This is a genomic window from Streptomyces sp. CC228A (assembly GCF_021390935.1).
Classification (GTDB): Bacteria; Actinomycetota; Actinomycetes; order Streptomycetales; family Streptomycetaceae; genus Streptomyces.
Genome location: NZ_JAJPUI010000003.1, coordinates 594,781 through 621,639 on the forward strand (window position 1 = coordinate 594,781; position 26,859 = coordinate 621,639).

General features: G+C 75.6%; 17 protein-coding genes, 2 tRNA genes and 6 pseudogenes. 15 read left to right on the plus strand and 10 right to left on the minus strand.

Annotated elements, in window-relative coordinates; genetic code table 11:
• Nucleotides 1–69 precede the first annotated feature (69 nt).
• Nucleotides 70–345: pseudogene (locus L6E17_RS31445) on the minus strand (response regulator); the annotation flags it as partial.
• A gap of 69 nt (nucleotides 346–414) precedes the next feature.
• Between L6E17_RS31445 and L6E17_RS12540 the strand changes: the two are divergent.
• Nucleotides 415–980 (plus strand): annotated as a pseudogene (locus tag L6E17_RS12540) (hypothetical protein).
• 3 nt (nucleotides 981–983) lie between these two features.
• Here the strand turns inward: L6E17_RS12540 and L6E17_RS12545 are convergent.
• Together L6E17_RS12545 and L6E17_RS12550 are read right to left on the minus strand one after the other, a co-directional pair.
• Nucleotides 984–1,842 (minus strand): annotated as a pseudogene (locus L6E17_RS12545) (spermidine synthase).
• Between the two features lie 370 nt (nucleotides 1,843–2,212).
• The gene (locus tag L6E17_RS12550; RefSeq protein WP_374109043.1) at nucleotides 2,213–2,632 is read right to left on the minus strand and encodes a hypothetical protein; all 420 of its coding nucleotides are present in this window, start codon (nucleotides 2,630–2,632) and stop codon (nucleotides 2,213–2,215) included.
• A gap of 292 nt (nucleotides 2,633–2,924) precedes the next feature.
• On the opposite strand from L6E17_RS12550, the pseudogene L6E17_RS12555 reads away from it, so the two are divergent.
• Nucleotides 2,925–4,329: pseudogene (locus tag L6E17_RS12555) on the plus strand (tetratricopeptide repeat protein).
• A 390-nt stretch (nucleotides 4,330–4,719) separates the two neighbouring features.
• Here the strand turns inward: L6E17_RS12555 and L6E17_RS12560 are convergent.
• Nucleotides 4,720–5,316 (minus strand): histidine phosphatase family protein, encoded by a 597-nt coding sequence (locus L6E17_RS12560; protein ID WP_236240827.1) that lies wholly within the window; start codon nucleotides 5,314–5,316, stop codon nucleotides 4,720–4,722.
• A 188-nt stretch (nucleotides 5,317–5,504) separates the two neighbouring features.
• On the opposite strand from L6E17_RS12560, the pseudogene L6E17_RS12565 reads away from it, so the two are divergent.
• The 3 genes and pseudogenes from L6E17_RS12565 to L6E17_RS12575 all read left to right on the plus strand — a co-directional run.
• A pseudogene (locus L6E17_RS12565) lies at nucleotides 5,505–6,646 on the plus strand (hypothetical protein); the annotation flags it as partial.
• A gap of 30 nt (nucleotides 6,647–6,676) precedes the next feature.
• Complete coding sequence (locus L6E17_RS12570; RefSeq protein ID WP_236240906.1) at nucleotides 6,677–8,284, plus strand: hypothetical protein; 1,608 nt, start codon at nucleotides 6,677–6,679, stop codon at nucleotides 8,282–8,284.
• Nucleotides 8,281–9,624, plus strand: a complete 1,344-nt coding sequence (locus L6E17_RS12575; protein ID WP_236240828.1) for an AAA domain-containing protein — start codon at nucleotides 8,281–8,283, stop codon at nucleotides 9,622–9,624. The genes L6E17_RS12570 and L6E17_RS12575 overlap by 4 nt, the downstream gene beginning before the upstream one ends.
• Before the next feature lie 475 nt (nucleotides 9,625–10,099).
• Here the strand turns inward: L6E17_RS12575 and L6E17_RS12580 are convergent.
• Nucleotides 10,100–11,553 (minus strand): annotated as a pseudogene (locus L6E17_RS12580) (hypothetical protein).
• Nucleotides 11,554–11,909: 356 nt separating this feature from the next.
• Between L6E17_RS12580 and L6E17_RS12585 the strand changes: the two are divergent.
• From L6E17_RS12585 to L6E17_RS12595, 3 genes are all read left to right on the plus strand, one after another.
• The gene (locus tag L6E17_RS12585; protein WP_236240829.1) at nucleotides 11,910–12,266 is read left to right on the plus strand and encodes a hypothetical protein; all 357 of its coding nucleotides are present in this window, start codon (nucleotides 11,910–11,912) and stop codon (nucleotides 12,264–12,266) included.
• A gap of 148 nt (nucleotides 12,267–12,414) precedes the next feature.
• Nucleotides 12,415–13,086, plus strand: a complete 672-nt coding sequence (locus tag L6E17_RS12590; RefSeq protein WP_236240830.1) for a bifunctional DNA primase/polymerase — start codon at nucleotides 12,415–12,417, stop codon at nucleotides 13,084–13,086.
• Nucleotides 13,077–13,150 (plus strand) — tRNA-Lys (locus L6E17_RS12595). Before L6E17_RS12590 ends, L6E17_RS12595 begins: the two co-directional genes overlap by 10 nt.
• A 55-nt stretch (nucleotides 13,151–13,205) precedes the next feature.
• Here the strand turns inward: L6E17_RS12595 and L6E17_RS12600 are convergent.
• Nucleotides 13,206–14,411, minus strand: coding sequence for a M6 family metalloprotease domain-containing protein (locus L6E17_RS12600; RefSeq protein ID WP_236240907.1), 1,206 nt, complete (start codon nucleotides 14,409–14,411; stop codon nucleotides 13,206–13,208).
• 750 nt (nucleotides 14,412–15,161) lie between these two features.
• Between L6E17_RS12600 and L6E17_RS12605 the strand changes: the two genes are divergently transcribed.
• Nucleotides 15,162–17,207, plus strand: coding sequence for a bifunctional diguanylate cyclase/phosphodiesterase (locus L6E17_RS12605; protein WP_268985152.1), 2,046 nt, complete (start codon nucleotides 15,162–15,164; stop codon nucleotides 17,205–17,207).
• A 98-nt stretch (nucleotides 17,208–17,305) separates the two neighbouring features.
• On the opposite strand, the gene L6E17_RS12610 is transcribed toward L6E17_RS12605, so the two are convergent.
• From L6E17_RS12610 to L6E17_RS12620, 3 genes are all read right to left on the minus strand, one after another.
• Nucleotides 17,306–19,006, minus strand: coding sequence for a glycosyl hydrolase family 18 protein (locus L6E17_RS12610; RefSeq protein ID WP_236240831.1), 1,701 nt, complete (start codon nucleotides 19,004–19,006; stop codon nucleotides 17,306–17,308).
• A gap of 197 nt (nucleotides 19,007–19,203) precedes the next feature.
• Complete coding sequence (locus L6E17_RS12615) at nucleotides 19,204–20,325, minus strand: LLM class flavin-dependent oxidoreductase (protein ID WP_236240832.1); 1,122 nt, start codon at nucleotides 20,323–20,325, stop codon at nucleotides 19,204–19,206.
• 889 nt (nucleotides 20,326–21,214) lie between these two features.
• Nucleotides 21,215–21,901, minus strand: coding sequence for a decarboxylase (locus L6E17_RS12620; RefSeq protein WP_236240833.1), 687 nt, complete (start codon nucleotides 21,899–21,901; stop codon nucleotides 21,215–21,217).
• A 93-nt stretch (nucleotides 21,902–21,994) separates the two neighbouring features.
• On the opposite strand from L6E17_RS12620, the gene ehuB reads away from it, so the two are divergent.
• The 6 genes from ehuB to L6E17_RS12650 all read left to right on the plus strand — a co-directional run bounded on the left by ehuB (nucleotide 21,995) and on the right by L6E17_RS12650 (nucleotide 26,084).
• Nucleotides 21,995–22,885 (plus strand): ectoine/hydroxyectoine ABC transporter substrate-binding protein EhuB, encoded by an 891-nt coding sequence (ehuB, locus tag L6E17_RS12625; RefSeq protein ID WP_236240834.1) that lies wholly within the window; start codon nucleotides 21,995–21,997, stop codon nucleotides 22,883–22,885.
• Nucleotides 22,882–23,541, plus strand: coding sequence for an ectoine/hydroxyectoine ABC transporter permease subunit EhuC (gene ehuC / locus L6E17_RS12630; RefSeq protein WP_236240835.1), 660 nt, complete (start codon nucleotides 22,882–22,884; stop codon nucleotides 23,539–23,541). The genes ehuB and ehuC overlap by 4 nt, the downstream gene beginning before the upstream one ends.
• Nucleotides 23,538–24,188, plus strand: a complete 651-nt coding sequence (ehuD, locus tag L6E17_RS12635; RefSeq protein ID WP_236240836.1) for an ectoine/hydroxyectoine ABC transporter permease subunit EhuD — start codon at nucleotides 23,538–23,540, stop codon at nucleotides 24,186–24,188. The genes ehuC and ehuD overlap by 4 nt, the downstream gene beginning before the upstream one ends.
• A complete protein-coding gene (gene ehuA / locus L6E17_RS12640; protein ID WP_236240837.1) occupies nucleotides 24,178–24,942 on the plus strand; it encodes an ectoine/hydroxyectoine ABC transporter ATP-binding protein EhuA in 765 nt (254 codons plus the stop codon). The genes ehuD and ehuA overlap by 11 nt, the downstream gene beginning before the upstream one ends.
• 242 nt (nucleotides 24,943–25,184) lie before the next feature.
• Nucleotides 25,185–25,943, plus strand: coding sequence for an IclR family transcriptional regulator (locus L6E17_RS12645; protein WP_236240838.1), 759 nt, complete (start codon nucleotides 25,185–25,187; stop codon nucleotides 25,941–25,943).
• A 67-nt stretch (nucleotides 25,944–26,010) separates the two neighbouring features.
• A tRNA-Lys gene (locus L6E17_RS12650) sits at nucleotides 26,011–26,084 on the plus strand.
• Nucleotides 26,085–26,192: 108 nt separating this feature from the next.
• Here L6E17_RS12650 and L6E17_RS12655 read toward each other — a convergent pair.
• Nucleotides 26,193–26,804 (minus strand): lytic polysaccharide monooxygenase, encoded by a 612-nt coding sequence (locus tag L6E17_RS12655; protein ID WP_236240839.1) that lies wholly within the window; start codon nucleotides 26,802–26,804, stop codon nucleotides 26,193–26,195.
• Nucleotides 26,805–26,859: the final 55 nt, after the last annotated feature.

Here is a 26,859-nt window from a genome sequence, read left to right on the forward strand (position 1 = left end):
CACGGCGGCGATGCGCGCCGACAGGTGCTCCACGGAGAACGGCTTGGTGAGGTAGTCGTCCGCGCCGTCGTTGAGGAGCCGTACGATCTCGGCCTCGTCGTCGCGGGCGGTGGCGATGATGACCGGTACGTCGGTGATGCCCCGCAGCATCTTCAGCGCCTCCGCCCCGTCGAGGTCGGGCAGACCGAGGTCCAGGATGACGACGTCGAAGCGGAGATGGGCGACCTCGCGCAGCGCCTCCAGGGCCGTTCCGACGCTCCGCACGGTGTGGGCGGCCTCGGTCAGGTGCCGGATGAGGGCGGAGCGCACGAACTGGTCGTCCTCGACCACGAGCACACTTGCCATGGGCGGCACCGTACGCCATGAGGCGGAATGAGGGGGACCGGTGTTGACGCCGTGGGCGGGTGGTGCACTATGGCCCGGATGCGAAGAGGACTGGTTCACGCCATGGCGTGGTCGCTCGCCACGGGAGCGGCGGTCGCCCTCTCGTGGTGGGGCGTGCGCGCGGTGATGACCGGGACGGTGTACGACCGTCCGGCGGCGGTCCCGCTGGCGGCGGTGCCGGAGAGCCCCGCGCCGCAGGCGTCGTCGACGCACCGCCCGAAGCCGGTCCCTTCCCCGTCGCCGTCGGCGCGCCCCCGTCGTCCCCGGCCGCTCCCGCGCCCGCCGCGCCGGCGCCGGGCGGCGGCACCGGTTCCGCCCCGCCGTCCTCGCCGGCCGCACCGCCCACGTCGCCGTCGCCGTCCGTCCAGGGCGCGGTGCGGAGTTACGCGGTGGCGGGCGGCTGGGTGGCGTTCTCCCTCGGCGACCGCTCGGCGGAGCTGGTGTCGGCGACCCCGGCGTCGGGCTGGCGGATGCAGGTGTGGAAGCAGGACACGTGGATCCGGGTGACGTTCACCGGCGACGGCCGCGAGGTGTCGGTGTTCTGCGTCTGGCACGACACGGCGCCCCGGGTGGAGATCGACGAGCGCCCCGCGTGAGGGCTACCGGAACAGTTCCGGCGGCGGGGCGGGGGACGGCGCGGCGTTCGCGTCGGTGACCGGCGCGGCGCCCCCGGCGAAGTCGGCGAGGGCGCGGCCGTGTTCGACGCGGCCCGGGTGCGGGTCGGTGGCGACGCGCCGGGTGAGGTCCGCGACGGGCAGCGGGGCGTCGGAGGCGACCAGGACGGCGTTGCCGAAGCGGCGGGCGCGTAGCACCACCGGGTCGGCGGCGAGGGCGAGTTCGGGGAAGGCGGCCGCCGCGGTGGCGATCTGGCCGCGCAGGTGCGCGAGAGGGGGGCCGTCGGCGAGGTTCGCGGCGTAGGTGCCGCCGGGCTTCAGGACCCGCCGCACCTCGGTGAGGAACTCGGTGCTGGTGAGGTGGGCGGGGGTGCGGGCGCCGCTGAAGACGTCGGCGACGACGAGGTCGGCCCAGCCGTCGGGGAGCGGCCGAGACCGGCGCGGGCGTCGCCGTCCCGCACCCGTATGCGGGCGCCGGGGTCGAGGGGCAGCACCCGCCGCACGAGCCGGACGAGCGGCGCGTCGATCTCGACGACCTGCTGGGTGGAGCGGGGGCGGGTGGCGGCGACGTACCGGGCGAGTGTGAGGGCGCCGCCGCCGAGGTGCACGGCGTGCAGGGGCGCCCCGGCGGGGCGGCGAGGTCGATGACGTGCCCCAGGCGCCGCTGGTAGGCGAAGTCGAGGCGGGCCGGGTCGTCCAGGTCGACGTGCGACTGCGGGGCGCCGTCGACGAGCAGGGTCCAGGCCCGCGGCCGGTCCCTGTCGGGTACGAGCTCCGCGAGCCCGCCGTCCACCGTCTCGGACACGGTCTCCCGCCCGCGCCGCTGCTGCCTGCCTTTCGCCACGGACCCATTATCGGCGGCGGCCCCGCGGCCGTCCGCCCGGGGGCGGCGGCCCCGGCCGGGGCGGGAAGGCCACCGCGGCGGGCGGCGGGACGGGCGGCCGTCCCGGCAGAGGCGGAGGGCCGCCCCGGCCGCGGGGCGGGGTCGCACCGCATGCGGCGGCGAGGCGCGGTTGAGCGCGGCGCCGGCCCGAGCCGTACTGCCGTGTATGACCGGACGGACCGGGCCCGGCCCGGGGCGCAGGGCAGGGCCGCGCAGGGCACCGCGCCGCGGCCCGGTGGGCGGCGAGGCACCGCGCCGCGGCCCGCAGGCGCGGCCCGGCTGCGGGCGGGGCGGGCTGCCGGGCGCGGGCCGGGCCGCGCCGGGGCCGCGGTCAGTGGCAGCCGTCGGCGGCCCGGATGAGGCGGGCCGCCTCGCCGAGGGCCTCGCGGAGGGTGGCGGGGTCGGTGAGGGGCTCCGCGTCGGCCGGGGGCAGCAGCCAGCCCGCCCCGGCGACCGGCGGCTCGGCCGGGAGCCGCAGGCCGCGCCCGGAGGTGCGGGTGCAGGCGCTGCCGGGCACGTCCCAGGCCGCCGCGGTGCCGGGCGGCACGAGGAAGCCCAGGGTGTCGCTGGCGTCGTCGTGGAGGACGGGCCCGACCGACGGGGCCCCGGTGCGGCGCAGGATGTCGACCGCCTCAAGCCCCTGCCGGGCCGGGACCGTCACCAGGTCGCACGGCTGGTGCCGGGGGGCGCTCCGCGACGGGTGCTGCGGAGCGCGGGCGTGCGCTGCGGTCTCCGTGCTGGCTTCCCACAAGGTGGGTCCTCCTTGCTCCGGTCCCGGTGGACGGGACGGAGGCACCGTCCGGTGGCGTCGGTCGCCGCCCTGCCTCCGTTCCGCAGGGTTCGGCCCTGCCTCAGTTCCGCAGGGTTCAACGGCCGCCACCTGTCAACGGCTACGGCCGTACACCGCCGCAAAGGGTGGCACTTCATAGCGGATCAGGGGTGAAAAGTCCCTTTCATTCAGAAAAGTCGGATACCGGTGGCGTTCCGCGCAGGTACGTTCTTGCTCCGCCGGAGCATCGGCAGCACGCAGGGGAGGACCCGTCATGGCCTCGTCACGGGCAGTTCCGAATCTCGCCTTCCGCCGGCTGCGCGGGCACCGCTCCGCGGGGGAGTTCGCCGCCGCGGTCCGCCGGGCCGCCCGGGAGATCGGGGAGCAGGTCTCCTGCGACGCCCGCTACATCGGGCGCGTCGAGTCCGGTGAGATCCGCTGCCCCAACTACGCCTACGAGCGGGTGTTCCTGCACATGTTCCCCGGCCGGTCGCTGACGGACCTGGGGTTCGTCGCACGGGAGGCGGTGCGCGGCCGGGGCGCGCGCGCCGCCGCCCCGCCCCGGCGCCCCCGCACCCGCCCCGCCCCTGGACGACGAGGAGAGCGACGTGCGGCGTCGCGCATTCATGAGGAGCGGCACCGTGTCCGTGGCGGCCGCCTCCTTCGGCGGCGGCCTGGAGGCGCTGGCCGCCATCCCCGCGCCGCGGGCGGCGGCCGGTTCGGCGAGACCGAGGTGGGCGCCGTCGAGAGCGCCGTCCGGCAGATCAGGCTGTTCGACGACCGGTACGGCGCCGACGCGCTGTACCGGAGGGCGTCAGAACCGCTGCGCACGGCGTACGCGCTGCTCGACGCCGGGACGACGGCCCGCAGGTCGACGGCGGACCGGCTGCACGCGGGCGCCGGCGAGCTCGCCCTGTCCGTGGGCTGGCTGGCCCATGACTCCGGCCGCCTGGACGACGCCCGCTCGCACTACGCGGAGGCCCTGGCCACCGCGCGGGTGGCCGCCGACGCGGGCCTGGAGGCGCACGCGTTCTCGAACATGGCCTTCCTCGCCAAGGACGCGGGCCGGCACCGCGAGGCCGTGCGGGCGGCGCAGGCGGGGCAGCAGGCCGTCCGCCACCTGCCGGGGGCCGCCTGCGGCGCTGCTCGCGCTGCGCGAGGCGAACGGCTGGGCGGGCCTGCGGGACAGGGCCGCGTGCGAGCAGGCCCTCGGCAGGGCGCACGCGCTGTTCGGCCACGGGCCGTCGGACGCGGACCCGGAGTGGATGTCGTTCTTCGGGGAGCCCGAGCTGGCGTTCCTGGAGGCGCAGTGCTGGTCGCTGCTGGGCGACGGGCGGCGCGCGGTGCGGCACGCCCGGCACGCGGCGGCGCTCGCCGGCCCCGAGTTCGCCAGGAACCGGGCCCTGTACCGGGCCCAGTTGGCAGCCGACCTGGCCCGTGACGGCGCGCCGGAGGAGGCCGCGGAGGTCGGCGGGCGGGTCCTGGACGCGCTGGGCGAGGTGCAGTCGACGCGGATCCGGGCGATGCTCGCCGAGACGGCGCGGGCCCTGGAGCCGTGGCGCACCGCACCCCAGGTGGCGGCCTTCCTGGCCCGGCGCACGGGCGCGGGCGCCGGGGCGGCGAGCCGCACCCGCCCGCCGGCGGCCGCCCCCTGGACCACGGGTCCCACGCGCGCGTAGGCACGCCGGGACAGGCAGGGCGGCGGGCTCCGCGGGTCCTGGCCTCCCGGGTGCGGAGGCATGCGGTACGCCGCGGGGGTGGTCGCCGGCGGGCGCTGAGGGCGGCGGGGCCGCGGTGGGCGGGACGCTGCCCGCTCGGCGCGGGGCGGCCGCGGTGGCCGAGACACTGCCCGGTCGGGGCAGGGCGGGTGCGCGTGTGGGCACGGCGGGGCCGCGGTGGGCGAGACGCTGCCCGCTCGGCACGGCGGGGCCTCGGTGGACGGAGCACTGCCCGGTCGGGGCAGGGCGGGTGCGCGCGTGGGCACGGCCGGGTCGTCGTTCATCGGCACGTGCCCGCACCCGGGCGGGTGCGCGCGCGGGTACGGCGTGAACCGCACGGCTGCCCGGGGGCTACGCCTCCAGGTGCCCCGTGTCGTTCCAGCGCTCGATCGCGGGCGCGCCGTACGCCCAGCCGAGCCGCGACAGGCTCGTGGGTGCGAGGTTGATGCGCGCGGCGAAGGAGACGTCCTCGCCCAGCCAGCGCGCCGCGATGGAGCGCAGGATGTGCCCGTGCGCGAAGACCAGCACGTCCCGGTCGGCCGAGCGGGCCCACTCCACGACCTCGTCCGCGCGGGCGGCCACCTCCGCCAGGGTCTCGCCGTCCGGGACGCCGTCGCGCCAGATGAGCCAGCCGGGGCGGGCGGCCTTGATCTCGGTGGGCGTCATGCCCTCGTAGGCGCCGTAGTCGAACTCCATGAGCGCGTCCCACGTCTCGGCGCGGTCCCCGAAGCCGGCCAGCTCGCACGTCTCGCGCGCACGGGACAGGGGGCTGGTGCGGATCTCGTACCCGGCGAGCCCCGCCCAGGGACCGCGGTGCAGCCGCCCGCCCAGCAGCTCCGCGCCGCGCCTGCCCTCGTCCAGCAGGGGGATGTCGGTCCTGCCGGTGTGCCGGCCGAGCAGCGACCACTCGGTCTGGCCGTGCCGGGCGAGCAGGATGCGCGGTGCCATGGGTGGTTCTCCTGGAGGTGCGCGGGGCGTCTGGCGGGAGCCCGCGGAAGGTGTGCACACGACGGCGGGTGCAGCGGCGTACCCGTCCATCATCGCGTACGGGCGCCGGCGCCCACCCGCGGCCGGGGCCCCGAGCGGTTCCGGCGGACCGCGCCCCGTCTGTCAGTGGCGGATGGGAGACTTCCGCGGTGAGCGATTCCCTGGGCAGCGGGCCGCGTCCGGCTCCGCACACTCCGCAGACGCCCCTCCGGCTGCGCCTGGCCGAGCTGCGCGGTCCCGCCGCCGCGCCGCACCCGCTGGACGCCCGGGCGCTGGCCGCGCTGGCGGCGAACCCGGGCTGCCGCCGCGCGCGCTGCTGGACGGGGCCGGGGTGGACAAACTCGCGCTGGCGTCCGCGCTGGGCGCGCAGCCCGGCTTCGGGCAGTCGCAGTTCGCGTTCATGCGCGGAAACGCCTTCGAGGCCAAGGTCAAGGCGGGCGGCGGCGCCGAGCTGCTGCGGCTGCTGGGCGCCGACGCGCCCGGGGAGGTGCGGACGCCGGACCTGTCCGCCGCCGGTCCCGAGGGGCGCACGGCCCGTACGGCGCTGGCGCTGCGGGAGGCGACGGCGGCCGGGGCGTGGACCCTGCTGGACCATCCGCTGCTGGCGCTGGAGGTGGCGGGCTCCCCGGTGTACCTGGAACCGGACGCGGTGGTGGTGCACCCGGACGGGCGGTGGACGGTCGTGGAGATCAAGTCGTTCCCGATGATCGACGGGACGGCGGACGCCGCGAAGGCGGGTGCGGCGGCCCGGCAGGCCGCGGTGTACGTGCTGGCGCTGGAGCGGGTGGCGGCGGTGACGCCCGGCGCGGAGGTCGGGACGTCGGTGCTGCTGATCTGCCCGAAGGACTTCTCCAACCAGCCGACGGGTTCCGCCGTGGACGTGCGCAAGCAGCTCGCCGTGACCCGGCGTCAGCTGGCGCGGCTGACCCGGCTCGACGACATCGCGGCGGCCCTGCCCGAGGGGCTCACCTTCGACGTGTCGGCGCGCTCCGCCGAGGAGCTGGCGGCGGCCGTGGACGCGGTGCCGCACGCGTACGCGCCGGAGTGCCTGTCGTCCTGCGAGCTGGCGTTCCACTGCCGGGGCCGGGCCCGCGGCGCGGGGGCCGTGGAGACGCTGGGCCGGTCGGTGCGGGGCGAGCTCGGGGGCTGACGACGGTCGGCGCGGTCCTGGCGGCGGCCCGCGGGCGCCGGCGAGGCCGGGGACCCGGCGGTGGCGGCGCTGCGCAGGGCCGCGGCGCTGCGGGCGGAGGCGCTGGAGGCCGCGGCAGAGCGGGACGCGGCCGGGTGCCGGGGAGCGCGGGGCGCGGGAGGAGGCCGGGGCATGTCGCTGATCTCCACGCTCGCGCGGCTGGAGGCCGTGGAGGCGGGGCGGGCGCGCCCGCTGGCGACGGTGCGGCACCGGCACGTGTCGGACCGGCCGCTGGTGCTGGTGCCGCTGACGACGGCGGGCGAGGCGGGCGCGCCGCTCGGGGCCCTGGTCGGCACGGACCCGGCGGAGCCCCGGCTGCTCGTCGTGCCGCAGCCGCGCGACCGGGACCTGCGGTTCACGTTCCTCGCGGACCTGGCGGAGGAGGTCCTGCCGTACCTCGACGCGTACGCGGACGTGGTGGAGCAGGCGGAGCGGTCCGAGACCGACCCGGAGACCGGCAAAAAGGTGAAGGTGGCGGTCGACCTGTGCGCGGACGCGCCGCAGCTCGTCGTGCCGAACCGGGCGGGCGTCGAGTACGTACGGCTGCTGGGGCGGTCGACGCGGTTCCGGCGGACCGCCGAGCAGGACCCGGAGACCCCCTTCCCGGCGCCGCCGCGGGTGCCGCTGCTGGGCCGGTGGCTGACGCACTACGGCGAGCGGGCGCGGGTGCCCGGCTCGTCGCTGCTGGTGGCGGCGACGGAGCTGCTGAACCGGCACTGGGCGACGGGCCAGTCGTCGCTGGAGGACCAGCACCTGGGGGCGCTGCTGGCGTGGATCGACCCTCCCGAGGGGGAGCAGGGCGCGGCCGCCGCGCTGCGGGCCGAGTCGGGGCGGGACCGGGAGGGGCAGCTGCTGTGCCCGCCGGCGGGCCCGGCGACGGACCCGGCGTTCGACAACCGGCTGCTGGCGCCCGCGATCGAGCGGTACGACCGGGCGCGGCAGGCCCTGGCGGCCGCCGAGGACGGCGAGGCGGCCGACGAGCGGCTGGGCGCGCTGCACCGGGCGGAGAGCGAGATCCGCCGTCTGCTGCTGACGCAGATGCGGCCCACGTGGGACGCGGTGTGGCGGGCCCTCGGGCTGCTGCGGGACCTGCCGGCCGGGCAGCGGGTGGCGGACCGCTGGACGCGGGACCGCTGGTCGTTCACCGGGCACCGGGACCGGGTGCGGGCGGGCGAGCCGCCGCAGCCGCGCCGGGACGACGCGGTGACGGCCGCGCAGAAGCTCGCCGCGCGGGAGGCGGCGCAGACGCAGCTGGACGCGCAGGAGGCGCTGGACGACCCGCTGGTGATGGCGGGGCGGCGGCTCGCCGGCGAGGCGTTCCTCGCGGAGGTCGTGGACGTGGAGCCGGCGTGGACGGAGTCGAAGCGCCCGTCGCCCCGCCCGCTGCTGACGGTGCGGACGGACGACACGCCGCACCTGGGGCCCGGGGTGAAGGCGTACCGGTCGCTGGACGGCCGCCCGCAGAGCGCGGAGTTCGTCCGCTTCGAGGAGGCCGGGGAGCAGGGGGCCGGGTCCGGGGTGGTGCTGCGGGTCCTGGACCGGATGGGCAGGTCGCGGGAGCCGGCGGAGGGCTCGGTGCCGCAGAAGGGGGACCGGATCGTGTGGACGCTGTTCGAACACGACCAGCGGGTGGGGCCGAAACTGCCGGACCCGGAGGACACCCCGTGGACCCACGGGGGGCCGCCGCGCACGGACCTGGCGGAGACGCCCGACCCGGTGACGCCGGAGGACTTCCTGTGACGGCGGCGGACGGCTTCGACCCGGCGGCCGAGGCCGCCCGCGCCACCGCGCGGATCCTGCACGACACCCTGCACGGGACGGACCGCGGGGTGGTGGTCGACTCCCCGCCGGGTGCGGGCAAGTCGACGCTGGTGGTGACGGCGGCGCGCGAACTGGCGGCGGCGGGACGGCCCCTGATGATCGTGGCGCAGACGAACGCGCAGGTCGACGACCTGGTGCTGCGGCTCGCGGAGAAGGAACCGGGGCTGGAGCTGGGGCGGCTGCACTCCAGTGACAGCGACCCGTACGACCGGGCGCTGGACGCGCTGGACACCGTGCGGAAGTCGGCGAAGGCCGCGGACCTGGCGGGGCTGCCGGTGGTGCTGTCTACGGCGGCGAAGTGGGCGCACGTGAAGGGTGTCGAGCCGTGGCGGCACGCCATCGTGGACGAGGCGTACCAGATGCGCTCGGACGCGCTCCTCGCCGTGGCGGGCCTGTTCGAGCGGGCGCTGTTCGTCGGTGACCCCGGGCAGCTCGACCCGTTCTCCGTCGTCACGGCCGACCAGTGGGCGGGGCTGTCGTACGACCCGTCGGCGAGCGCCGTGTCGACGCTGCTGGCGCACAACCCGGAGCTGCCGCAGCACCGGCTGCCGGTGTCGTGGCGGCTGCCCGCGTCGGCGGCGCCGCTGGTGTCCGACGCGTTCTACCCGTACACGCGCTTCCGCGCGGGCACGGGCCCGCAGGACCGTCGGCTGACGTTCGGGGCGCGGGGCGACGGCTCCCCGGCGGACCGGGTGCTGGACGAGGCGGCGGAGTCGGGGTGGGGGCTGCTGGAGCTGCCCGCCCGCCACACGCCCCGCACCGACCCTGAGGCGGTGCGGGCGTGCGCGCTGGTGGTGCGCCGCCTCCTGGACCGGGGCGCAGCCGCGGTCAGCGAGCGCGCGGACGGGCCGGTGCCGCTCACCCCGGACCGGGTCGCCGTCGGCACGGCCCACCGGGACCAGGCGGCGGCGGTCCGCGCGGCGCTGCACGACCTGGGGGTGCCGCCGGGCGTCACGGTGGACACGGCGAACCGGCTGCAGGGGCGCGAGTACGACCTGACGGTGGTGCTGCACCCGCTGTCGGGCCGCCCCGACGCGACGGCGTTCCACCTGGAGACGGGCCGCCTGTGCGTCCTCGCCTCCCGCCACCGGCACGCGTGCGTGGTGGTGTGCCGCGCGGGCGTGGCGGAGCTGCTGGACGAGCACCCCTCCACGGAACCGGTGCAGCTGGGTGTGACGGTGAAGTTCCCGGACGGCTGGGAGGCGATGATGGCCACGTGGGACCACTGGTCCGAGCACCGCGTCAGCTGGCGCCCCTGAACCGCGCCCCCTCGGCCGGGTGCCCCGGCGGGGCCGTACGGGCCGGCTGCCCGCAGCCGCCGGGACGGGCAGCCGCCGCCGGACGCGGCACCGCCAGGACAGGCAGCCGCCGCCGGACGCGGCACTGGCAGGACGGGCGGGCGAGCGGGGAAGCCGCGTGGCCGAGCGCCGCGGCCCGGCCGCGCTGTCCCGGGCCCCGCGTCCGGGCACGGGCGGGCAGCACGGGACGTGCGGGCGGCCGTGCCCGCTCCGCGCCGGGCCGCCGGGTGAGCCGCGCGCCCGCCGCGTCACCGGAGGGGCCCCGGGGCCGGGGGCGCGGAGACCGGCGTCACCGGGGCAGCGAGGTCACCGGGGCGCGGGCACCGGCGTCACCGGGGCAGCAAAGTCACCGGGCGGCGGCGGGGCCGGGGGCGCGGGCACCGGCGTCACCGGCGCAGCAAGGTCACCGGGGCGCGGGGGGCGGCGGGGCACGGGGTCACCGACGTCCCGGGGCGTCGGGGAGGCGTTCGTACACCGTGACCCGGCGGCCCCGTACCTGGTGGTCGGCCACCGCCGTGAAGTGCTGCTCCAGCACGGACGCCTTCGCCTTGTCCCTGGCGCCCGCCACCGGCCTCGCCACCTGCTCCGCGTCCGTGACGAGCAGGATGCGCCGCTGGGCCAGCATCGCGGCCCGTATCCGGTCGGGCGCGGCCTCCTCGCCCTTCAGCGTGGCGGACTCCTCGGGGCTCCGCGCGAGCGCGACGTCCCGCAGACCGGCGACGGCGTCGGGGGAGACGAGCCCGGTGTCCCGCCGGGCCGCCGGGAGGTAGACGACTGCGTCACCGGGTTGCTTCACCCGCCGCACCTGCGCGGCTATGGCGAGGACGTCGTCCACCCGGCTCGCCGGGGACCGCTTGGCCAGGGACTGCGGCAGCAGGGCCAGCGCCGCCGCCGCGACGAGCACGGGCACCAGCCACGGCGCCGCCCGCGGTGACCGCGGCGCGGCCGCGCGTACCAGCGCGGCGAGGGCCGCGCCGATCAGCAGGGCCAGGCCCAGCAGGCTGAACAGGACGTACCGGTCCACGTACAGCGGCTTGACCAGGGACAGGCCGATGAGACCGGTCTGCGGCACCGCGAGCAGCGGCAGGCCGACGGACGCCGCGGACAGCCTGCCCCGGCGCGGGCGGTCGGCCAGGGCCCCGAGCGCGCCGATCGCCAGCAGGACGGCGGGGCCGATCATCATGTGCCACGTCAGCGGCGGTATCCAGGACACCTGGCCGGACTGGCCGCGGCTGTAGAGGACCAGCGGCAGGACCGCGGTCGCGGCGGCCGCCGAGGCCGCGGCCCAGCGCAGCAGCACCCGCCGCTCCGGGCGCACCCACAGCAGCGTCACGAGATGCGCCGGCAGGACCAGCAGCGAGAGCCAGTTGAGCAGGCCGCACACGGCGACCGCGCCGCCGTAGGCCGCCCAGCGGGCCGGGCTTCCGCGCCCCTGGAGCGCGTCCACGAGCAGCAGTGTCGCGAGCCCCGCCCCGGCCGCGACCAGGGCGTAGGGGCGTCCTTCCTGGAGGTGGAACTGGACGGCCGGGAGCAGGCCGAGCACGAGACCTCCGCCGAGGCCGGCCCACGCGCCGCCAGCCGGTGGCCGAGGGCGGCCACGCAGCCCGCCGCCGCGGCGACGGCGAGCACGGACGGCAGGCGCAGGGTGGTGGTGCCGGGGCCGAAGCACGCGAAGAGGCCGTGCATGAGCAGGTAGTAGAGCCCGTGGACCACGTCGACGTGCTCCAGCATGCGCAGGATGTCGGCGGTGGACCGCCGGGCCACCTGCCAGGTGGCGGCCTCGTCGCGCCACACGCTGTCCTGCCGGGAGAGCCCCCACAGTCCGAGGGCGACGGTCCACAGCACCGGCACCGGCCACAGGGGTGTCCGGCGGCGCACGGCGGAGCACACGCGGTCGGCGGCGCGCCGGCCCTCGGTGGTCCGTCCGCCCGGTGACGGCTTGTGCAGCATGGCGCTCCCCCCTGCGGGCCCCCGCCCGAAAAGCACATGATCATCCCTATGGTCGGGAGGAGGTTAATCGAACGGCGCGGGCGCACGACCGGCGGGGGACGCCCGACCCGAGGGGGCCGGTCGCGGCGCGCCCCCGGTGCGCCGCCCCGGCCGGAAAGCGCCGCGCCGCGGCCGGGGCAGGGGCGGATGCGGCCGCCGCGGGGTGTCCGGACGCGGTCTTGCGGGAGGCGGGACAATGGTCGGTGGCCGTGGGGAACCGGAACAGCGGCCGGGTCATCGGATGTGGGGAGTCGTCAATGGCGGAAACCGAGCGGAGCGAGCAGCAGCGGCGGCTGAGGCCGGGCCCTCTGCTCTTCGAACCTGCGGCGGCCGCCTCCGACCCGGAGCACTTCTTCGACCTGGAGTCGATCGAGGACCCCCGCGAGCTCCTCTCCCGCTCGACCGAGCTCGCGCTCGCCTTCCGGGCCGCCGCCGACCGGGCCATGGAGTACCAGGCGATCGCGGCGGCGCAGCTCGCCGACCCGCGCCGCTTCGACCGGCTCACCACCGCCGACATCGCGGCGCGGGCGGAGTGGACCGAGGACTACGCGCAGCGGATGGTCGACTTCGGACGCGACCTGGTCAAGGGCGGCGGTCAGACCCCGGACGAGTGAAACCGGGCACCCCGCCGTTGACCGGATGCGGGCCGCACCCCGCAGGGGACATATGCCGGGGGCGAACGATAGCGGCTCGCTCCCCGGTTTGTCCTCGATTCCGGGAACTCAGCGGGTTCGACCCGTCACAGCCGGTAGACCTGGACGCATGAGCACCTGGCTGCGCCACGAGACCCCGCTGCCCCCCGTCCACGGCGACGACGCCCGCGCCGCCCGCCGCGCCGCCCCCGTCCGGCGGCCGGCCGGCGGCTGCGGTCCGCAGCACGCCACGCAGGTCACCGCGGAGGGCGTGGACTGGCTCGTGTCCGCCTCGGCCTACCCGGACTCCACGCTGGCGCTGTGGGAGGCGCGCCCCACCGCGCCCGCCGTGCTGCCGTGCGGCCGCGCCTTCGACGTCGTGAACGTCCCGGCGTTCTTCGGGCGGCGCCTGCTGGACCGGCTCTGGGACGAGGGGCCGGGCTCCGGGCCGGTCGCCGCGCACCGCGGGCGGGTCCTGCTGCTCGCCGCCCCCGGCACCGCCCGCCGGCTGCCGTCGCTGCTGGACTGGGAGGAGTGGGGCGGCGCCGTCCCGCCGCTGCTGTGCCACGGCGCGGGCGACGCCGTGACCGTCCCGCCCCTCGTCCCCTGCGCCGGCACCGCGGACGGGCCCCGCTGGCTCGTCGCACCCGACACCCGCTCCCCGTGGCTGCCCGGCCCCGAGGTGCTGCTGTGGGCATGCGTCCGCGTGGCGCGCGCCACATCGGGCCGGGACGTGCGGGTATCGATTTCGCCAGTCCAGGATCCGGGTGCTAATGTCTACGACGTCAGCAGGCGCCGCTAGCTCAGTTGGTTAGAGCAGCTGACTCTTAATCAGCGGGTCCGGGGTTCGAGTCCCTGGCGGCGCACAGACGGAAGAAGCCCCTCGCGGAAGCGGGGGGCTTCTTCGTGCGGCGGAGGGGCCTACGGGGTGACCTTCACCGTCCACGTGCCGGTCTCCGTCCGGTCCACGACCTCGACCCGGGTCGTCTCCCCGGGCACCGTGAACGCCTCGCCCACCCCCAGGGGCGCGTCCGCCAGCGGCGGGTACACCGAGCGGTCCCGGCAGGCGTCCGTGAGGGGATGCGCGTCGATCACCTCCACCGGGCCGGCGCCGGACGCCGCCTCGCCCCGCACCCGGTAGACCAGCACGCCCTCCGTGCACGCCCCGAGGTCGTTGCCGACCGCGCCGCGCGCCTCGACGGCCAGGGCGCTGTGGGGCCCGGTCCGCACCACCGCCAGCCGGGTGCCCGGGGTCGTCCCGCGCACCGGCCGGGCCGCGAGCGGCTCCAGGGAGAGCACCTCCGGTCCCCGCACGCAGCGCACCTGCCGCTCCCCCAGCCAGCCCAGCTTCCACTTGTGCCAGCCCAGGAACTCCGGGGCCAGCGCGAACTGGCTGCCCATGACGTCCCAGTCGCCGACGTACGTGTCCCAGTCGCCCTTCCCGTCCACCGGGCGGTGGTACAGGTCGGGCAGGTCGAAGACGTGACCGGTCTCGTGCGCGAGGACGTTGCGGTCCGGCGGGTTCCGTTCGAACAGCGTCACCACCCGGGCGATGTCCGCGCCGTCGGCCCGCAGCGGGGTCCGCAGATTCACGACCTTCGTCGCGTCGGAGTCCACGCCCGGCGCGTCCGGGTCCGCGACCAGGTAGACGATGTCGTAGCGGGAGAAGTCCACCACCGGGTCCGCCACCGCCAGCGCGTCCCGCAGGTAGGCGGCGCGCCGGTCCGGCGCCCAGTCGCGTTCCACGGCGTACGCGGTCGACGCCCGCGGCATGCGGAGCCAGCCCTCGCGAGGGTGGGCCCGCAGCGTGAACCGGCCGTAGGAGGCCCGCTCGAAGAAGCGGCTGGTGTCCGGGAAGTACGAGGCCGCGATCTCCGCCGTACCGGTCAGCGGCCGGGAGTCGGGGAAGGACAGGAACAGCATCACCGCGTCCAGCCTCCGCTCGGGCTTCGGGTACGCGGTGTTCCAGGTGTCGAGACCCAGGGAGTGGTGCGCCGCGGTGCGCGGCAGGGCGCAGGAGCCCGGCGCGTCGGCGGCCGCCGACGGGCCCGCCACCAGTCCGGTCGCGGCGATGGCCGCCAGGCAGAACAAGCCCGCCGCCGCGGCGCGCAGGCTCGGGCGGTGCACTCCCTCGGGTGGTTGCGGGGGCGGCTGCTGACCCTGCACGTCGACCTCCGTACGGGAAACGTGATGTCTCACCACCCTGTGAGGATTTGCCGCCGTACGTCCTGTTCCACTGCACCAGCCGGGTGATCGGCGACACTCCCGGCCCCCGCGGACTCTTCACCGACAGTCACAACCGGTCAGAGGAGGATCGACCCCCGCCACACCCGCGCAGAAACGATCGTCCCGGGGCGGGGGGTCGGGGACCCGTTGTCCACAGGGCGCCAAGGTCGCTGGAACGGCCCCATGGGAGCCCTCTATGATCGGCACACTTTCCCAGCCTGACCTGGCCCGACCACATTTGTACGTCACAACTGCCCTGCGGGAGCGAGCGGTGAACGGAACTCCAGAAGGACCGGGACACACGGCAGTCGCACAGCTCGGCACCGCCCGGCTGTTCCGACTGGCGATCACTCAGCGTGACAGCGCCAGGTCGGCGCACCCGGCCGGCAGACCCGCGGGCCGCCCGGGACTCGCGGCGGTGCCCGGCGCCGCCCCCTGCGCCGACTCCCCCGGCGCCCGCCCCGCCGGCCGCACGGCGGGCCCCGGCGGCTTCCCGGCCGGGTCCGGTACGGCGGGTTCCGGGACGGCGGCCGCCGCGGGCGGAGGACCCGGTCCCGGCCCGGTGAGCGGCGCGGATCCGGTGGCGCGGCCCCGGGCCGGCGCGTCCGGCGCCCCCGCACGGTCCGCGTGCTGCGCGCCGCCCCCGGCACCATGACCGGCCTGGCCGCCGCCCTCGCGACGGGTCCCGCCGCGGGCCCCGCCACCGGTGCCGGGTCCCGCCCGGCGGGACCGGGCGGCGGCGCGGTCCCCGCCGTCCCCCGCGGCCGTACCGCGGCCGCCGCCCGCCCCGCCGCCCCGGGGGCCTCCCCCGCCGCCGGCTCCGGTGCGGCCCCCGCCCCCGGCACGGACCCCGCGGCGGGCGCGCTGCCGCACCCGCAGGGCCCCGCCCGCACGGGCCCCGCCGCCGTACCCGCCGCAGGCACCGCACCGGCACCGGCACCGGCGTCCGGGGACGCCCCGGCGGCCGCCGCGCCCGGTGAACTGCGGGACATCGGCGCCGCGTTCAGGAGCGCGCAGCTCGCCATGGCCGTGGTCGACCCGGAGGGGCTGGTCGTCAGCGCCAACGACTCCCTCGCCGCCCTCCTCGGCACCGACCGGTCGTCCCTGCGCCGCCAGGCCGCCGCCGACCTGGTCGACCTGGCCGCCGACCGCCGCACCTGGCACGCCTACCACGAGGTGCTCCGCGGCCACCGGTCCCGCCTCCGGTGCACCCGCCGCCTCAAGCACCCCGACGGGCACTCCGTGTGGACCGAGGTGACGGTCGCACCCGTGCCCGGCGGCCGCAGCGTCCTGCTGTCGGTCGCCGACATCAGCGACCGCCGCGCGCTCCAGGCCCGGCTGCGCCACCTCCAGATGTACGACCCCGTGACCCGGCTGCCCAACCGCACGCTGTTCTTCGAGCGGCTGACGTCCGCGCTGGAGAACTCCTCGTACGACGGGTACGAGGACGGGGGCACCGGGCGGATCGGGCTCTGCTACCTCGACCTGGACGGGTTCAAGGCCGTCAACGACACGCTCGGCCACCGGGTGGGCGACCAGTTGCTCGCCGCCGTCGCCGGCCGCCTCGCCGAGTGCGCGGACAACGACCCGCACACCCGCGGCGGCCACCTCGTGGCGCGGCTCGGCGGTGACGAGTTCGCCGTGCTCGTCGAGGACGCGGCCGGCACCGAGCAGCTCACCGACCTGGCCGGCGCGCTGCTCGCCGCCGTGCAGGAGCCGTTCGACCTGGCGGGGCAGCGGCTGTCGGTGTCGGCCTCCATCGGTGTCGTGGAGCGGGCCGCCGCCGGCACCAACGTCAACGGGCTGATGCAGGCCGCCGACACCACGCTCTACTGGGCGAAGGCCGACGGGAAGGCCCGCTGGACGCTCTTCGACCCGGAGCGCAACGCCCACCGCATGACGCGGCAGGCGCTCTCCTCCCATCTGCGGCCGGCCGTGGAGCGTGGCGAGTTCGCCCTCGCCTACCAGCCGCTGGTGGGGATGGCGGACGGCACCGTCCGCGGTGTGGAGGCGCTGGTCCGCTGGAACCACCCGCGGTTCGGCACCCTGGCGCCGAATCGGTTCGTCGGGATCGCGGAGGAGGACGGCTCCATCGTGCAGCTGGGGCGGTGGGTGCTGCGGACCGCGTGCCGCCAGGCCCGCAGCTGGCAGCAGGACCACCCCTCGGAGCCGCCACTCTTCGTCAGCGTCAACGTCGCCGTCCGCCAGGTGTGGGACTCCGACCTGGTGGCGGACGTCGCGCAGATCCTGGGCGAGACCGGGCTCGCGCCGCGGCTGCTCCAGCTGGAGCTGACCGAGTCGGCCGTGATGGGTTCGGCGGGGCGGCCCCTCCAGGCCCTGCAGGCGCTCAGCGACATGGGGGTGCGGATCGCCATCGACGACTTCGGCACCGGCTACTCGAACCTCGCCTACCTCAGCAGGCTGCCCGTGTCCGTGCTGAAGCTGGACGGGTCGTTCGTACGGGGCTTCCAGGACGAGGCGCACCCGAACCCCGCGGACGAGGTCATCGTCGAGGCCATGGTGGACCTCGCACACCGGCTGGGGCTGACCGTCACCGCCGAGTGCGTGGAGACCGCCGGGCAGGCGGCGAGGCTGCGGCGGATCGGCTGCGACACCGGTCAGGGCTGGCTGTACTCGCGGGCGGTGGACCCGGAGCGCATCGCGGAGATGATCCGGGTCGGCGCGAGGACGGCCTGAGCCCGGCGGACGCGTGAGAACCGCCCCCGACCGGGAGGATGTGGTCTCTCCGGTCAGGGGCGGCGGTGTGGGGGGCGGCCGTCATGGGGCCTTGCGGGTCAGCAGGCGCCGAGGTCCTGCCACACGCCCCATTCGCCGGTGGTGCCGGGCTCCTCGCCCTGCGTCCACCACTCGGCCTTCCAGGTGCGGCCGTCGTGGGAGACCTCGCTGCCGCCGGTGTAGGTGGCGGACGTGCTCCAGGCCGCGGCCGTGCAGCCCTCCGGGGCGGTGGGGGTCGGGGTCGGGGTGGGCTCGGTCGGGGTGGGGGTGGGGGTCGGGTCCGTGGGGGTGGGGCTCGGCGTCTGCGGGGTGGAGCCGACCGCTTCCACGATGTGGTTCAGCAGGGTCGTGTCCTCGTCCAGCCCGAGCAGCGAGTACATCATCGCGCCCGCCAGTCCGCGGCTGTGCGCGTAGTCGGCGCGCGCCTGGACGGCGCGCTTGTCCAGGCCGGTGAAGAACTCGCCGTCCTTGTAGAAGTAGGACGCCTTCGCGTCGTCGTCCCAGAACGTCGTCGCCGGGTTGTCGACGATGCCGCCGAGCTCCTTGTAGTGGGCGATGCCTGCCTGCCGGCTCAGCGGGCGGGCCGCCGAGCCGCCCGTGGCGGGCTGCGCCAGGCCGTGGGTGGCGCCGGCCGGGACGCCCTTCCAGCCGCGGTAGTAGAACTCGTACCCGAGGGTGAGCTTGTCCGCCGGGAAGCCGCCGGCGATGCCGTAGACCGGGTCGCCGTCGATCCACGCGTCGATGGCGTCGTCGATGGAGTACTTCTCGGTGCCGGGCTCGATCGGGTCGGTCGGGTCGTTCGCCCCGGAGTACAGCGGGGACTGGTGGTACGTCGGCCCGTCGCCGTCCCAGGCGCCGTGCATGTCGTACGTCATGATGTTCGCGTAGTCGAGGTACGCGCCGATCTTGTCCGTCTCGATGTACTTGATCTTGTCCTGGCCGGCCGGGAGGGCTGCGGTCAGCAGGTACTTCTCGCCGCCGTGCGCGGCTCCGTACGCGTCGAGCTGCTTGCGGAACTCCGCCAGCAGCAGCGTGAAGTTCTCCTTGTCCTCGGGTCCGTAGTGGTTGCCGAGGTGGCCGCCGGAGGAGCCGGGGTACTCCCAGTCGATGTCGATGCCGTCGAAGATGCCGGCCGCGGTGCCGGGGCCGCCGTAGCCGCCCTCGACGGGCAGGTCGCCCTGGATGTACTGCTTGATGCAGGACGAGACGAGCTTCTTGCGGCTCTCGTCGGTCTTGGCGGCGTCGTGGAAGTACTTCGAGTACGTCCAGCCGCCCAGCGAGATGTTGATCTTGAGGTGCGGGTGCTTCGCCTTCAGCTCCTTGAACTGGTTGAAGACGCCCACGATCGGCTGGTCCCACTTGTCGGCGACGCCGTCCACGCTGTCCGCGGCGGAGAAGGTGCGCTGGTAGTCGGCGTAGGAGTCGCCCGCGCCGTCACCGGCGTTGGGGTTGTTGTCGTCGCCCGCCGCCTTGTTCGCCATGAAGCAGGTGAGGTCGGTGGGGTGGATGTTGCCGAACGAGTAGTTGATGACGTCCAGCTTCGCCGCGATGCCCCGGGTGTCCAGGTGCTTCGGGTAGAAGGCGTTGCCGTAGATGCTCCACTGGTCGTAGTAGGCGATCTTCACTCCGCCCTTGCCGTCGGCGGCGGGCGCGGTGTCCGCCGCCGACGCCGCGGCGCCGCCGAAGGTGACGGCGGCCAGCGCTCCGGCGGCGAGGGCGGCGCTGGTGAGCGCGGCGAGCAAGGGTTTACGGGCGTGCACGGGGGGCCTCCGAGGGGGGCGAAGCGGGGTGCGCGATGCGGAAGTTGGAGCATTGATAGCCACCGCCGCCCGCGCCCGTCAATGGTCTGAACCAAACGAGGACTAGACCAATTCGCGCAGGAAAGCCCTCGTCAGAGCCCCTCCCGGGTCCCACCGAGCCGCTCGCCACCGGGGGTGACGAGCGGTTTAAGGTTCACTTAGGACACTTGTGCACCGCTTCCCGAGGCCGAACCAGCGAAGCCGTACGCGTCCGCCACCAGCTCGTACGAGCGCAGCCGCGCCGCGCCGCTGTGGACGTTCGCCGTCAGCATCAACTCGTCCGCTCCCGTGCGCCCCTGGAGCTCGTCCAGGCCCGCCCGCACCTCGTCCGGCGTGCCGTGCACGACGTCGGCCAGCCAGCGGTCGACGAAGTCCCGCTCCGCCGGGCCGAACGGGTACGCCTCCGCCTCCTCGGGCGTGGGGATCAGCCCGGGGCGCCCAGTGCGCAGCCGCAGCATCGACAGCGCGCCGGTCAGCACCTGCCGGCGGGCCTCCCCCGCGTCGTCGGCGGCCAGCGCGGAGACGCCGATGAGGGCGTACGGCGCGTCCAGCACGGCGGACGGGCGGAAGGAGGCGCGGTAGAGGTCCAGCGCCGGGACCGTGTTGCGGGCGGAGAAGTGGTGGGCGAACGCGAAGGGCAGCCCCAGCTCCCCCGCCAGTCGCGCGCTGTACCCGGACGAGCCGAGCAGCCACACCGGCGGGCGGCCCCGCGACCCCTGCACCGGCCCCGGCACGGCGTGGATCCCGGCGTACCGGTGGCCTGCGGGGATGTCGTCGTCCAGGAACGCGACCAGCTCGGCGAGCTGCCGCGGGAAGTCGTCGGCCCCCTCGCCCGGGGTGTCGGTACGGCGCAGGGCGGCCGCCGTGGCCCCGTCGGTGCCGGGCGCCCGCCCGAGGCCCAGGTCCACCCGGCCCGGTGCGAGCGCCTCCAGCGTGCCGAACTGCTCGGCGACCACGAGCGGGGCGTGGTTCGGCAGCATCACGCCGCCGGAGCCGAGCCGGATGCGGCCGGTGTGCGCGGCGAGGTGGGCGAGGATCACGGCCGGGGAGGAGGAGGCGACGCCGGGCATCGAGTGGTGCTCGGCGACCCAGTGGCGGTGGTAGCCGCGGCGCTCGGCGAGCCTCGCGAGCGCGACGCTGGTGGCGAGCGCCTCGGCGGCGGTGCTGCCGCGGCCGACGGTGACCAGGTCCAGCACGGAGAGCGGCACGGGCGCGGCGCCCCGGGCCGCCCCGCGTATGGCCGGATGGTCTGTCGCGTTCGTCGATGCGGGCTCGCTCACCGCGGGGTCCTCCTGTCAGGGCCGTGCACGTACGCAGAACCTAACTGGAGGGTCCTTCCGGTTATTCCCCGCAGAGGGAGGCGGCGGAGCTGTCCTGAGGCCGACGGCCACGGGGGCGGGCGGCGCCCGAGGCGAGGCGGCGGGAGCCCACCGGGCGGGCGGTACGGGGCGGGTGCCGGGCGAGGCTGCCGGCGGGGCCGGCGGTACAGGGCCGGCTGTACGGGGCGGGTGCCGCGTGAGGCGCCGACGGTACGGGGGTGCCGGCGAGGCTGCCGGCGGGCCGACGGTACAGGGCCGGCGGTACGGGGGTGCCGGGTGGGGGCTGCCGGCGAGGCGCCGGCGGTACAGGGCGGGCCGACCGGAGCGGCGCGGACGTGGGCCGCATGGCGGGGCGTACCGCGCCGCCGGCCGACGGTCCCCGGCCACGGTGAGAGGCACCGCCGGGAGCGGCGTGCCCGGACACCCAGCGGCGGGCCGGGCGCCGACGGGCGCGCGGGCCGGAAGCCTCGGGCGGCGCGGGCCGGAACCGGCGGGCGGCGCGGGCCCGAATCCGCGAACGGCGCGCGCCGGATCCCACGGGTGACGCAAGCCGGTTTCCGGGGCTGGCGCAAGCCGGAACCCGCCCGGGCGGCGCGCGCCGGATTCCGCGGGCGGCGCAAGCCGGTATCCGCCGGTGGCGTGAGCCGCTACCCGCCCGGGCGGCGCGAGCCCCCGTCCACGAGCGGCGTGCGCCGCCGGATTCCGCGGATGGCGCGCGGCCGGAGCCCGACCCGGGGTGGCGCGTGGCCGGAGACCGACCGCGGACGGCGCGCGGCCGGAGCCTGACCGGGGGTGGCGCGTGGCCGGAGACCGACCGGAGGTGGCGCGTGGCCGGAGACCGACCGGGTGGTCAGTGGTCCGGCTCCCAGACGTCCCGCGGCTCGTGGCGGGCGAAGAGCGTGCCCAGTTCCTCCGCCCACGCCCCGCGGCGCTCCGCCAGCCGCAGGCCCTCCCACACCGTGACCAGCGTGCCCGTCAGGACCGGCTTGCCGACGGCCGTTTCCGCCTCGGGCAGCAGGGACACCGTCGCGAGGGCCGTGTCCGGCACCAGGACCGCCTGCGCGCCGGGGTCGTCCGCGGCCCGCACCAGATCGGGCAGCGGACCCGCGGCATGGGCCCGGCGGGTGCCGACCACCTCGATCCCGGCCGCCTCCAGGAACCGGGCGAAGCCCTCCGTGACGTCCTGCGCGTACGTCGCGGCGAGGGCGACCCGCACGGCGCCCACCGCCCGCACCGCGTGCGCGAAACCGATCGACGTGCTGGAGGCCGGCACCCCGGCCGCCAGGGCCAGTGCGCGGGCCTGCTCGTGCGCCGCCTCCCAGCCCCGTACGAACGACGCCCCGGTGGACGCCCATACCACCGCTTCGGCGCCCGCGAGCCGCAGCCCCGCCGCCTCGGCGGCGAGTCGCTCCGGATCCTCGTCCGGCCCCCCGTACGCCACCGAGGCCACGCGGATGTCGCTGTCCAGCAGCGTCTCGATACGGCGGTAGTCGTCCTCCGCGTGGCCTTCCGGGCGGAGCAGTCCGACGGTGGTCATGGTCAGCCTCCTGGTCCTTCGGCGCGGTCGCCGGGCGCGTCCGGCGGGAAACCCGCACGCATAGCCCTCGCCGCTTCGGGTAGCCGCGCGCCCATGGCCCTCACAGACTCCAGGGAAGCAGGATCCATAAGACGGCGCTCGCTACTGGTCGGCGGCGCCGCGCTCGGCGCGTCGGGGTTCGCGCTCGGCGGCACGGGGTGCGCCCGCGTGCCGTCCGGGGACGCGCTCGCCCGGCTGCGCTCGCAGCGCACCGTGCGGCTGGGCATCGCCGGCGAGGTGCCGTACGGGTACATCGACGAACAAGGGGCCTTCACCGGGGAGGCGCCCGAACTCGCCAAGGTGGTCTTCAAGCGGCTCGGCATCGACCGGGTCCAGCCGGTCGCCACGGGCTTCGGCTCCCTCATACCCGGCCTCAACGCGCAGCAGTTCGACGTGGTGTCCGCCGGGATGTACATCAAGAAGGAACGCTGCGCGCAGGTGCTGTTCTCGGACCCCGAGTACCAGATGCTCGACTCCTTCATCGTCCGCAAGGGCAATCCCCTCGGCCTGCGCTCCTACGACGACGCTGTGCGGAAGAGGGCCCGGCTCGCCACCGGCACCGGCTACGCGCAGATCGGCTACGCCGTGGCGGCCGGGTACCCCGAGAAGGACATCGTCATTCTCCAGGACCAGGTGGCCGGACTGAACGCCGTCGAGTCCGGCCGCGTCGACGTGTTCGCCGGGACCGCGCTCACCGCCCGCGAGGTGGTGAAGAAGAGCAGCAGGGCCGAGGCCACCGAGGCGTTCGCGGCCGTCGTCGACGGCAAGGAGCAGATCGACGGCGGCGGCTTCGCCTTCCGCCTCACCGACGGCGACCTGCGGGACGCCTTCAACGCCGAGATACACAAGATGAAGCGGAGCGGCGAGCTCTTCCGGATCCTGCGGCGGTTCGGCTTCACGGAGTCCGAGATGACCACGCTGACCGCCGAGGAGCTGTGCCGATGACCTCCGGACTCTGGGAGAACTGGGTCCTGCCCGGCATCTGGACCACCCTGCAGCTGCTGGTGTTCAGCGCGGCCCTGGGCGCCGCCGTGGCGTTCACCGTGGGCACGGCCAGGACGCACCGCTCCCGCGCGGTGCGCTTCCTGGCGGCGGCGTACACGGAGGTGTTCCGTGGCGTGTCGGCTCTGGTGCTGATGTTCTGGCTGTTCTTCGTGGTGCCTCCGCTGCTGGGCTGGCAGCTGGTGCCGATGTGGGCGGCGGTGCTCGCGCTGGGCCTGTCGTACGGCGCGTACGGCGCCGAGATCGTGCGCGGGGCGCTGAACGCGGTGGCGCCGGCGCAGCGGGAGGCGGCCGTGGCGCTGAGCTTCACGCCCTGGCAGCGGATGCGGCTCGTGCTGCTGCCGCAGGCGGTGCCGGAGATGCTGCCGTCCTTCTGCAACCTGCTGGTGGAGCTGCTGAAGGGCACGGCCCTGGTGTCGCTGCTGGGCGTGGGTGACGTGTCGTTCGCGGCGTACCTGGTCCGGCTGGCGACGCAGGAGAGCGCGCAGATCTACACGGTCGTGCTGGTGATCTACGCCGTCATCGCCTTCGGCATCACGCAGTCGATGAAGGCCCTCGAACGACGGACCAAGGCGAATCTGGGGGTGGCCGCCAAGTGAACTGGGACTGGTCTGCTGTCTGGGACTTCCTTCCGCGCTTCGCGGACGGGCTGCTGGTGACGCTCCAGGTCCTCGTGCTGGGGTCGCTGCTGGCGTTCTCGCTGGGCCTGGTGTGGGCGGCCGCGTTCCGCGCGCCCAGCCGGTGGGTGCGGTGGCCGGTGCACGTGTTCACCGAGTTCATCCGCACGACGCCGCTGCTCGTGCAGCTCTTCTTCCTGTTCTTCGTGCTGCCGGAGTGGGGCGTGCAGTTCTCCGCGCTGGTCACCGGCACGTTCGCGATCGGGCTGCACTACTCGACGTACACCGCGCAGGTCTACCGGGCCGGCATCGACGCCGTGCCGGCGGGCCAGTGGGAGGCGGCGACGGCGCTGAGCCTGCCCGCGCACCGCACCTGGACCGCGGTGATCCTGCCGCAGGCGCTGCGGCGGGTCGCCCCCGCGCTCGGCAACTACGTCATCGCCATGCTGAAGGACACGCCGATCCTCATGGCGATCGGCGTGCTGGAGATGCTCCAGCAGGCGCGGCTGCAGAGCGCCGTGACCTTCCAGTACACCGAGCCGCTCACCGTCGTCGGTGTCGCCTTCATCCTCATCGCCTACCCGGCTTCCCTTCTCGTCCGAGCCCTGGAGCGCCGCCTTGTCCACTGAACCGTCCACCGGACCGTCCACCGAACTCGTCCGCTTCGAGGGCGTCGGGAAGAGCTTCGGTGAGCACACCGTCCTCGACGACCTGTCGTTCTCGGTCTCCCCGGGTCAGCACGTCACCCTGATCGGGCCGTCCGGCTCCGGCAAGACGACCATCCTGCGGATGCTGATGACGCTGGAGCGGCCCGACCGGGGCACGATCGAGGTCGGCGGCGAGCGGCTGTTCCCCGCCGACGAGCGGCAGCGGCGCGAGCTGCGCAAGCAGATCGGGATGGTCTTCCAGCAGTTCAACCTGTTCCCGAACATGTCCGTGCTGCGCAACATCACCGAGGCGCCGGTGCGGGTGCTCGGGATGGGCCGCGACGAGGCGGAGGAGCGCGCCCGCGGCCTGCTGGAGATGGTCGGGCTCGCCGACAAGGCGGGCGCCCGGCCGGCGCAGCTGTCCGGCGGGCAGCAGCAGCGGGTGGCGATCGCCCGGGCCCTGGCCATGCGGCCGAAGGTGCTGCTGCTGGACGAGGTGACGTCGGCGCTCGACCCGGAACTGGTGGCGGGGGTGCTGGACCTGCTGCGGGACATCGCGCGGACCACGGACATCACGATGCTCTGCGTCACGCACGAGATGAACTTCGCGCGGGACATCTCGGACCAGGTGCTGATGTTCGACTCCGGGCGGGTGATCGAGGCAGGTCCGCCGGAGCAGATCTTCTCCGCGCCCGAGCACGCCCGGACCCGCGAGTTCCTCGGCGCCGTGCTCTGAGCCGGACCGCCGTCCACCGCTCGGATCCGGCCCCGTCCCGGTTTCGGCCGACGGGGCCGCCGACCGGCCGCCGCATCGGCCCCGACCGCACCTCGATATGCCAGCAGCACATGCCACAAGGGAGCGCCCCAGCGTATACGGCCGGGGCGCCCCGGCGTTCTTGTCAACGGGGCGCCCGAAAACGGCCCTTGGCGGTTATCGTGGGGAGGAAGCATGCGGTCACAACCTGGTAGGGGGAAACCGTGGCGCCGAAGCCCAAGCCGCATCCGGCGTTCCATTCGGTGCAGTACGCCCTGCGTGTGCTGGAGACGGTCGCCCGGCACGGCGGCGGCGTCAGCGACAGCCAGCTCGCGAAGGAGGCCGGACTCCCGGTCGCCCACCTGACCCCGCTGCTGCGGATGCTGCGCCGGGAGGGGTACGTCGAGGAGATCGCCGCCGGTGTGTACGTGGTCGGGGACTCGCTGCTCCTGCTGGGGTCGGGTGCCAGCCGGCGGGAGGCGCTGGAAGCGAAGCTCCAGGAGACGCTGACCGCGCTGCGGGACACGGTGGGCGCCGCCGTCTACATCAGCCGGTACATCGACGGCGAGGTCAAGATCACGCAGATGGCGGACGGGCCGCACACGCCGAAGGTCAACGAGTGGGTGGACTTCCGCTCGGCGGCGCACGCCAGCGCGGTCGGCAAGTGCCTGCTCACCCAGCTCGACCAGAACGGCCGCCGGGACCACCTGTCCCGTCACAAGATCGCCCGGCTGACCTCCCGGACGATCACGAGCGAGCGGGTGCTGTTCTCCAAGCTGGACAGCCAGCCGCCCACCGTGCCGGTGCTGGACCTCCAGGAGTACGCGGTCGGCACGGTGTGCGCGGCGGTGCCGCTGACGGCCGGGTCGTCGGTGGGCTGCCTGGCGCTGTCCCTGCCGATCGAGCACGCCCACCGCCTGCGCGCGGCGGCCGACACGCTGAACCGCAAGGCGGCGCCGGTGGTGCTGTCGCTGGCCCTGTGAGTCCCGCCACGTTTGAACGCGGTCGGGAGCACCCCTCGGGACCGGGTAGTATTAACCCCGTCAGCAGGCGCCGCTAGCTCAGTTGGTTAGAGCAGCTGACTCTTAATCAGCGGGTCCGGGGTTCGAGTCCCTGGCGGCGCACAGACGGAAGAAGCCCCTCGCGGAAGCGGGGGGCTTCTTCGTGTCGGCCCGCGGGTGCGGGGGCCGGCGCACCGGAACCGGCACACCGGGACCCGCGGGGGCGGGCGGCTAGAACCGGACGTCGGAGCAGGCGTAGAACGCGTTCGCCGTGTCGTGCACGTTCCACACCGCCAGGACCAGGTGGCGGCCGGTCTTGCCACTCGGCATGGTGCCCTGGTGGGTGAGGGTGTACGGCGGCTGCTTGCCGTTGTACGGGACGGTGAGGAACGGCTGCGGGTCCAGGTCCGAGCGGGTCAGCGGCCTGGTGGGGTCCCAGCCGTTCCGGGTGATGTAGTAGCGGAAGTCGGTCGTGCGGTGCGGGGCGGTGAACCGCCAGCGGAAGCTGTAGCTCTGCCCGCTCGCCACCTGCGTGGCCGGCCAGGCGCCGCCCCGCGGGTCGTCGAGCTCGGCGAACCGGGCGTTGCCGCCCGAGCAGATGGTGCCGTCCGAGGGACCGCCCAGCGGGAAGCCCTTCGGGCCCTCGACGGACTGCGGCTCCCACTGGATGGAGCCGCAGTTCGCGACCGTGCCGTTGGCGCAGAGCTTCTGCCGGCTGATCGGTGCGTCGGTGTAGCCGTGGCTGCCGGCGCTGCCGGTGGCGAGGACCGAGACCCCGGCGACCCCCAGGGCCACGGCCAGCGCCGTGCGTATCCGATGCCTCTTCTGACTCGTCTCTCGCATGCTGTACTCCGGTGGGGAGGTGGGGGATCGCGCGCGACGTCATGGCGGAGGGAAC

Coding starts and splice junctions, on each gene's coding strand:
- L6E17_RS12570 (WP_236240906.1), top strand. CDS start 6,677: ATGTCGCTGATCTCCACGCTCGCGCGGCTGGAGGCCGTGGAGGCGGGG.
- ehuC (WP_236240835.1), top strand. CDS start 22,882: ATGACCTCCGGACTCTGGGAGAACTGGGTCCTGCCCGGCATCTGGACC.
- L6E17_RS12590 (WP_236240830.1), top strand. CDS start 12,415: ATGAGCACCTGGCTGCGCCACGAGACCCCGCTGCCCCCCGTCCACGGC.
- L6E17_RS12620 (WP_236240833.1), bottom strand. CDS start 21,901: ATGACCACCGTCGGACTGCTCCGCCCGGAAGGCCACGCGGAGGACGAC.
- ehuB (WP_236240834.1), top strand. CDS start 21,995: ATGGCCCTCACAGACTCCAGGGAAGCAGGATCCATAAGACGGCGCTCG.
- L6E17_RS12655 (WP_236240839.1), bottom strand. CDS start 26,804: ATGCGAGAGACGAGTCAGAAGAGGCATCGGATACGCACGGCGCTGGCC.
- L6E17_RS12585 (WP_236240829.1), top strand. CDS start 11,910: ATGGCGGAAACCGAGCGGAGCGAGCAGCAGCGGCGGCTGAGGCCGGGC.
- L6E17_RS12560 (WP_236240827.1), bottom strand. CDS start 5,316: ATGGCACCGCGCATCCTGCTCGCCCGGCACGGCCAGACCGAGTGGTCG.
- L6E17_RS12605 (WP_268985152.1), top strand. CDS start 15,162: ATGACCGGCCTGGCCGCCGCCCTCGCGACGGGTCCCGCCGCGGGCCCC.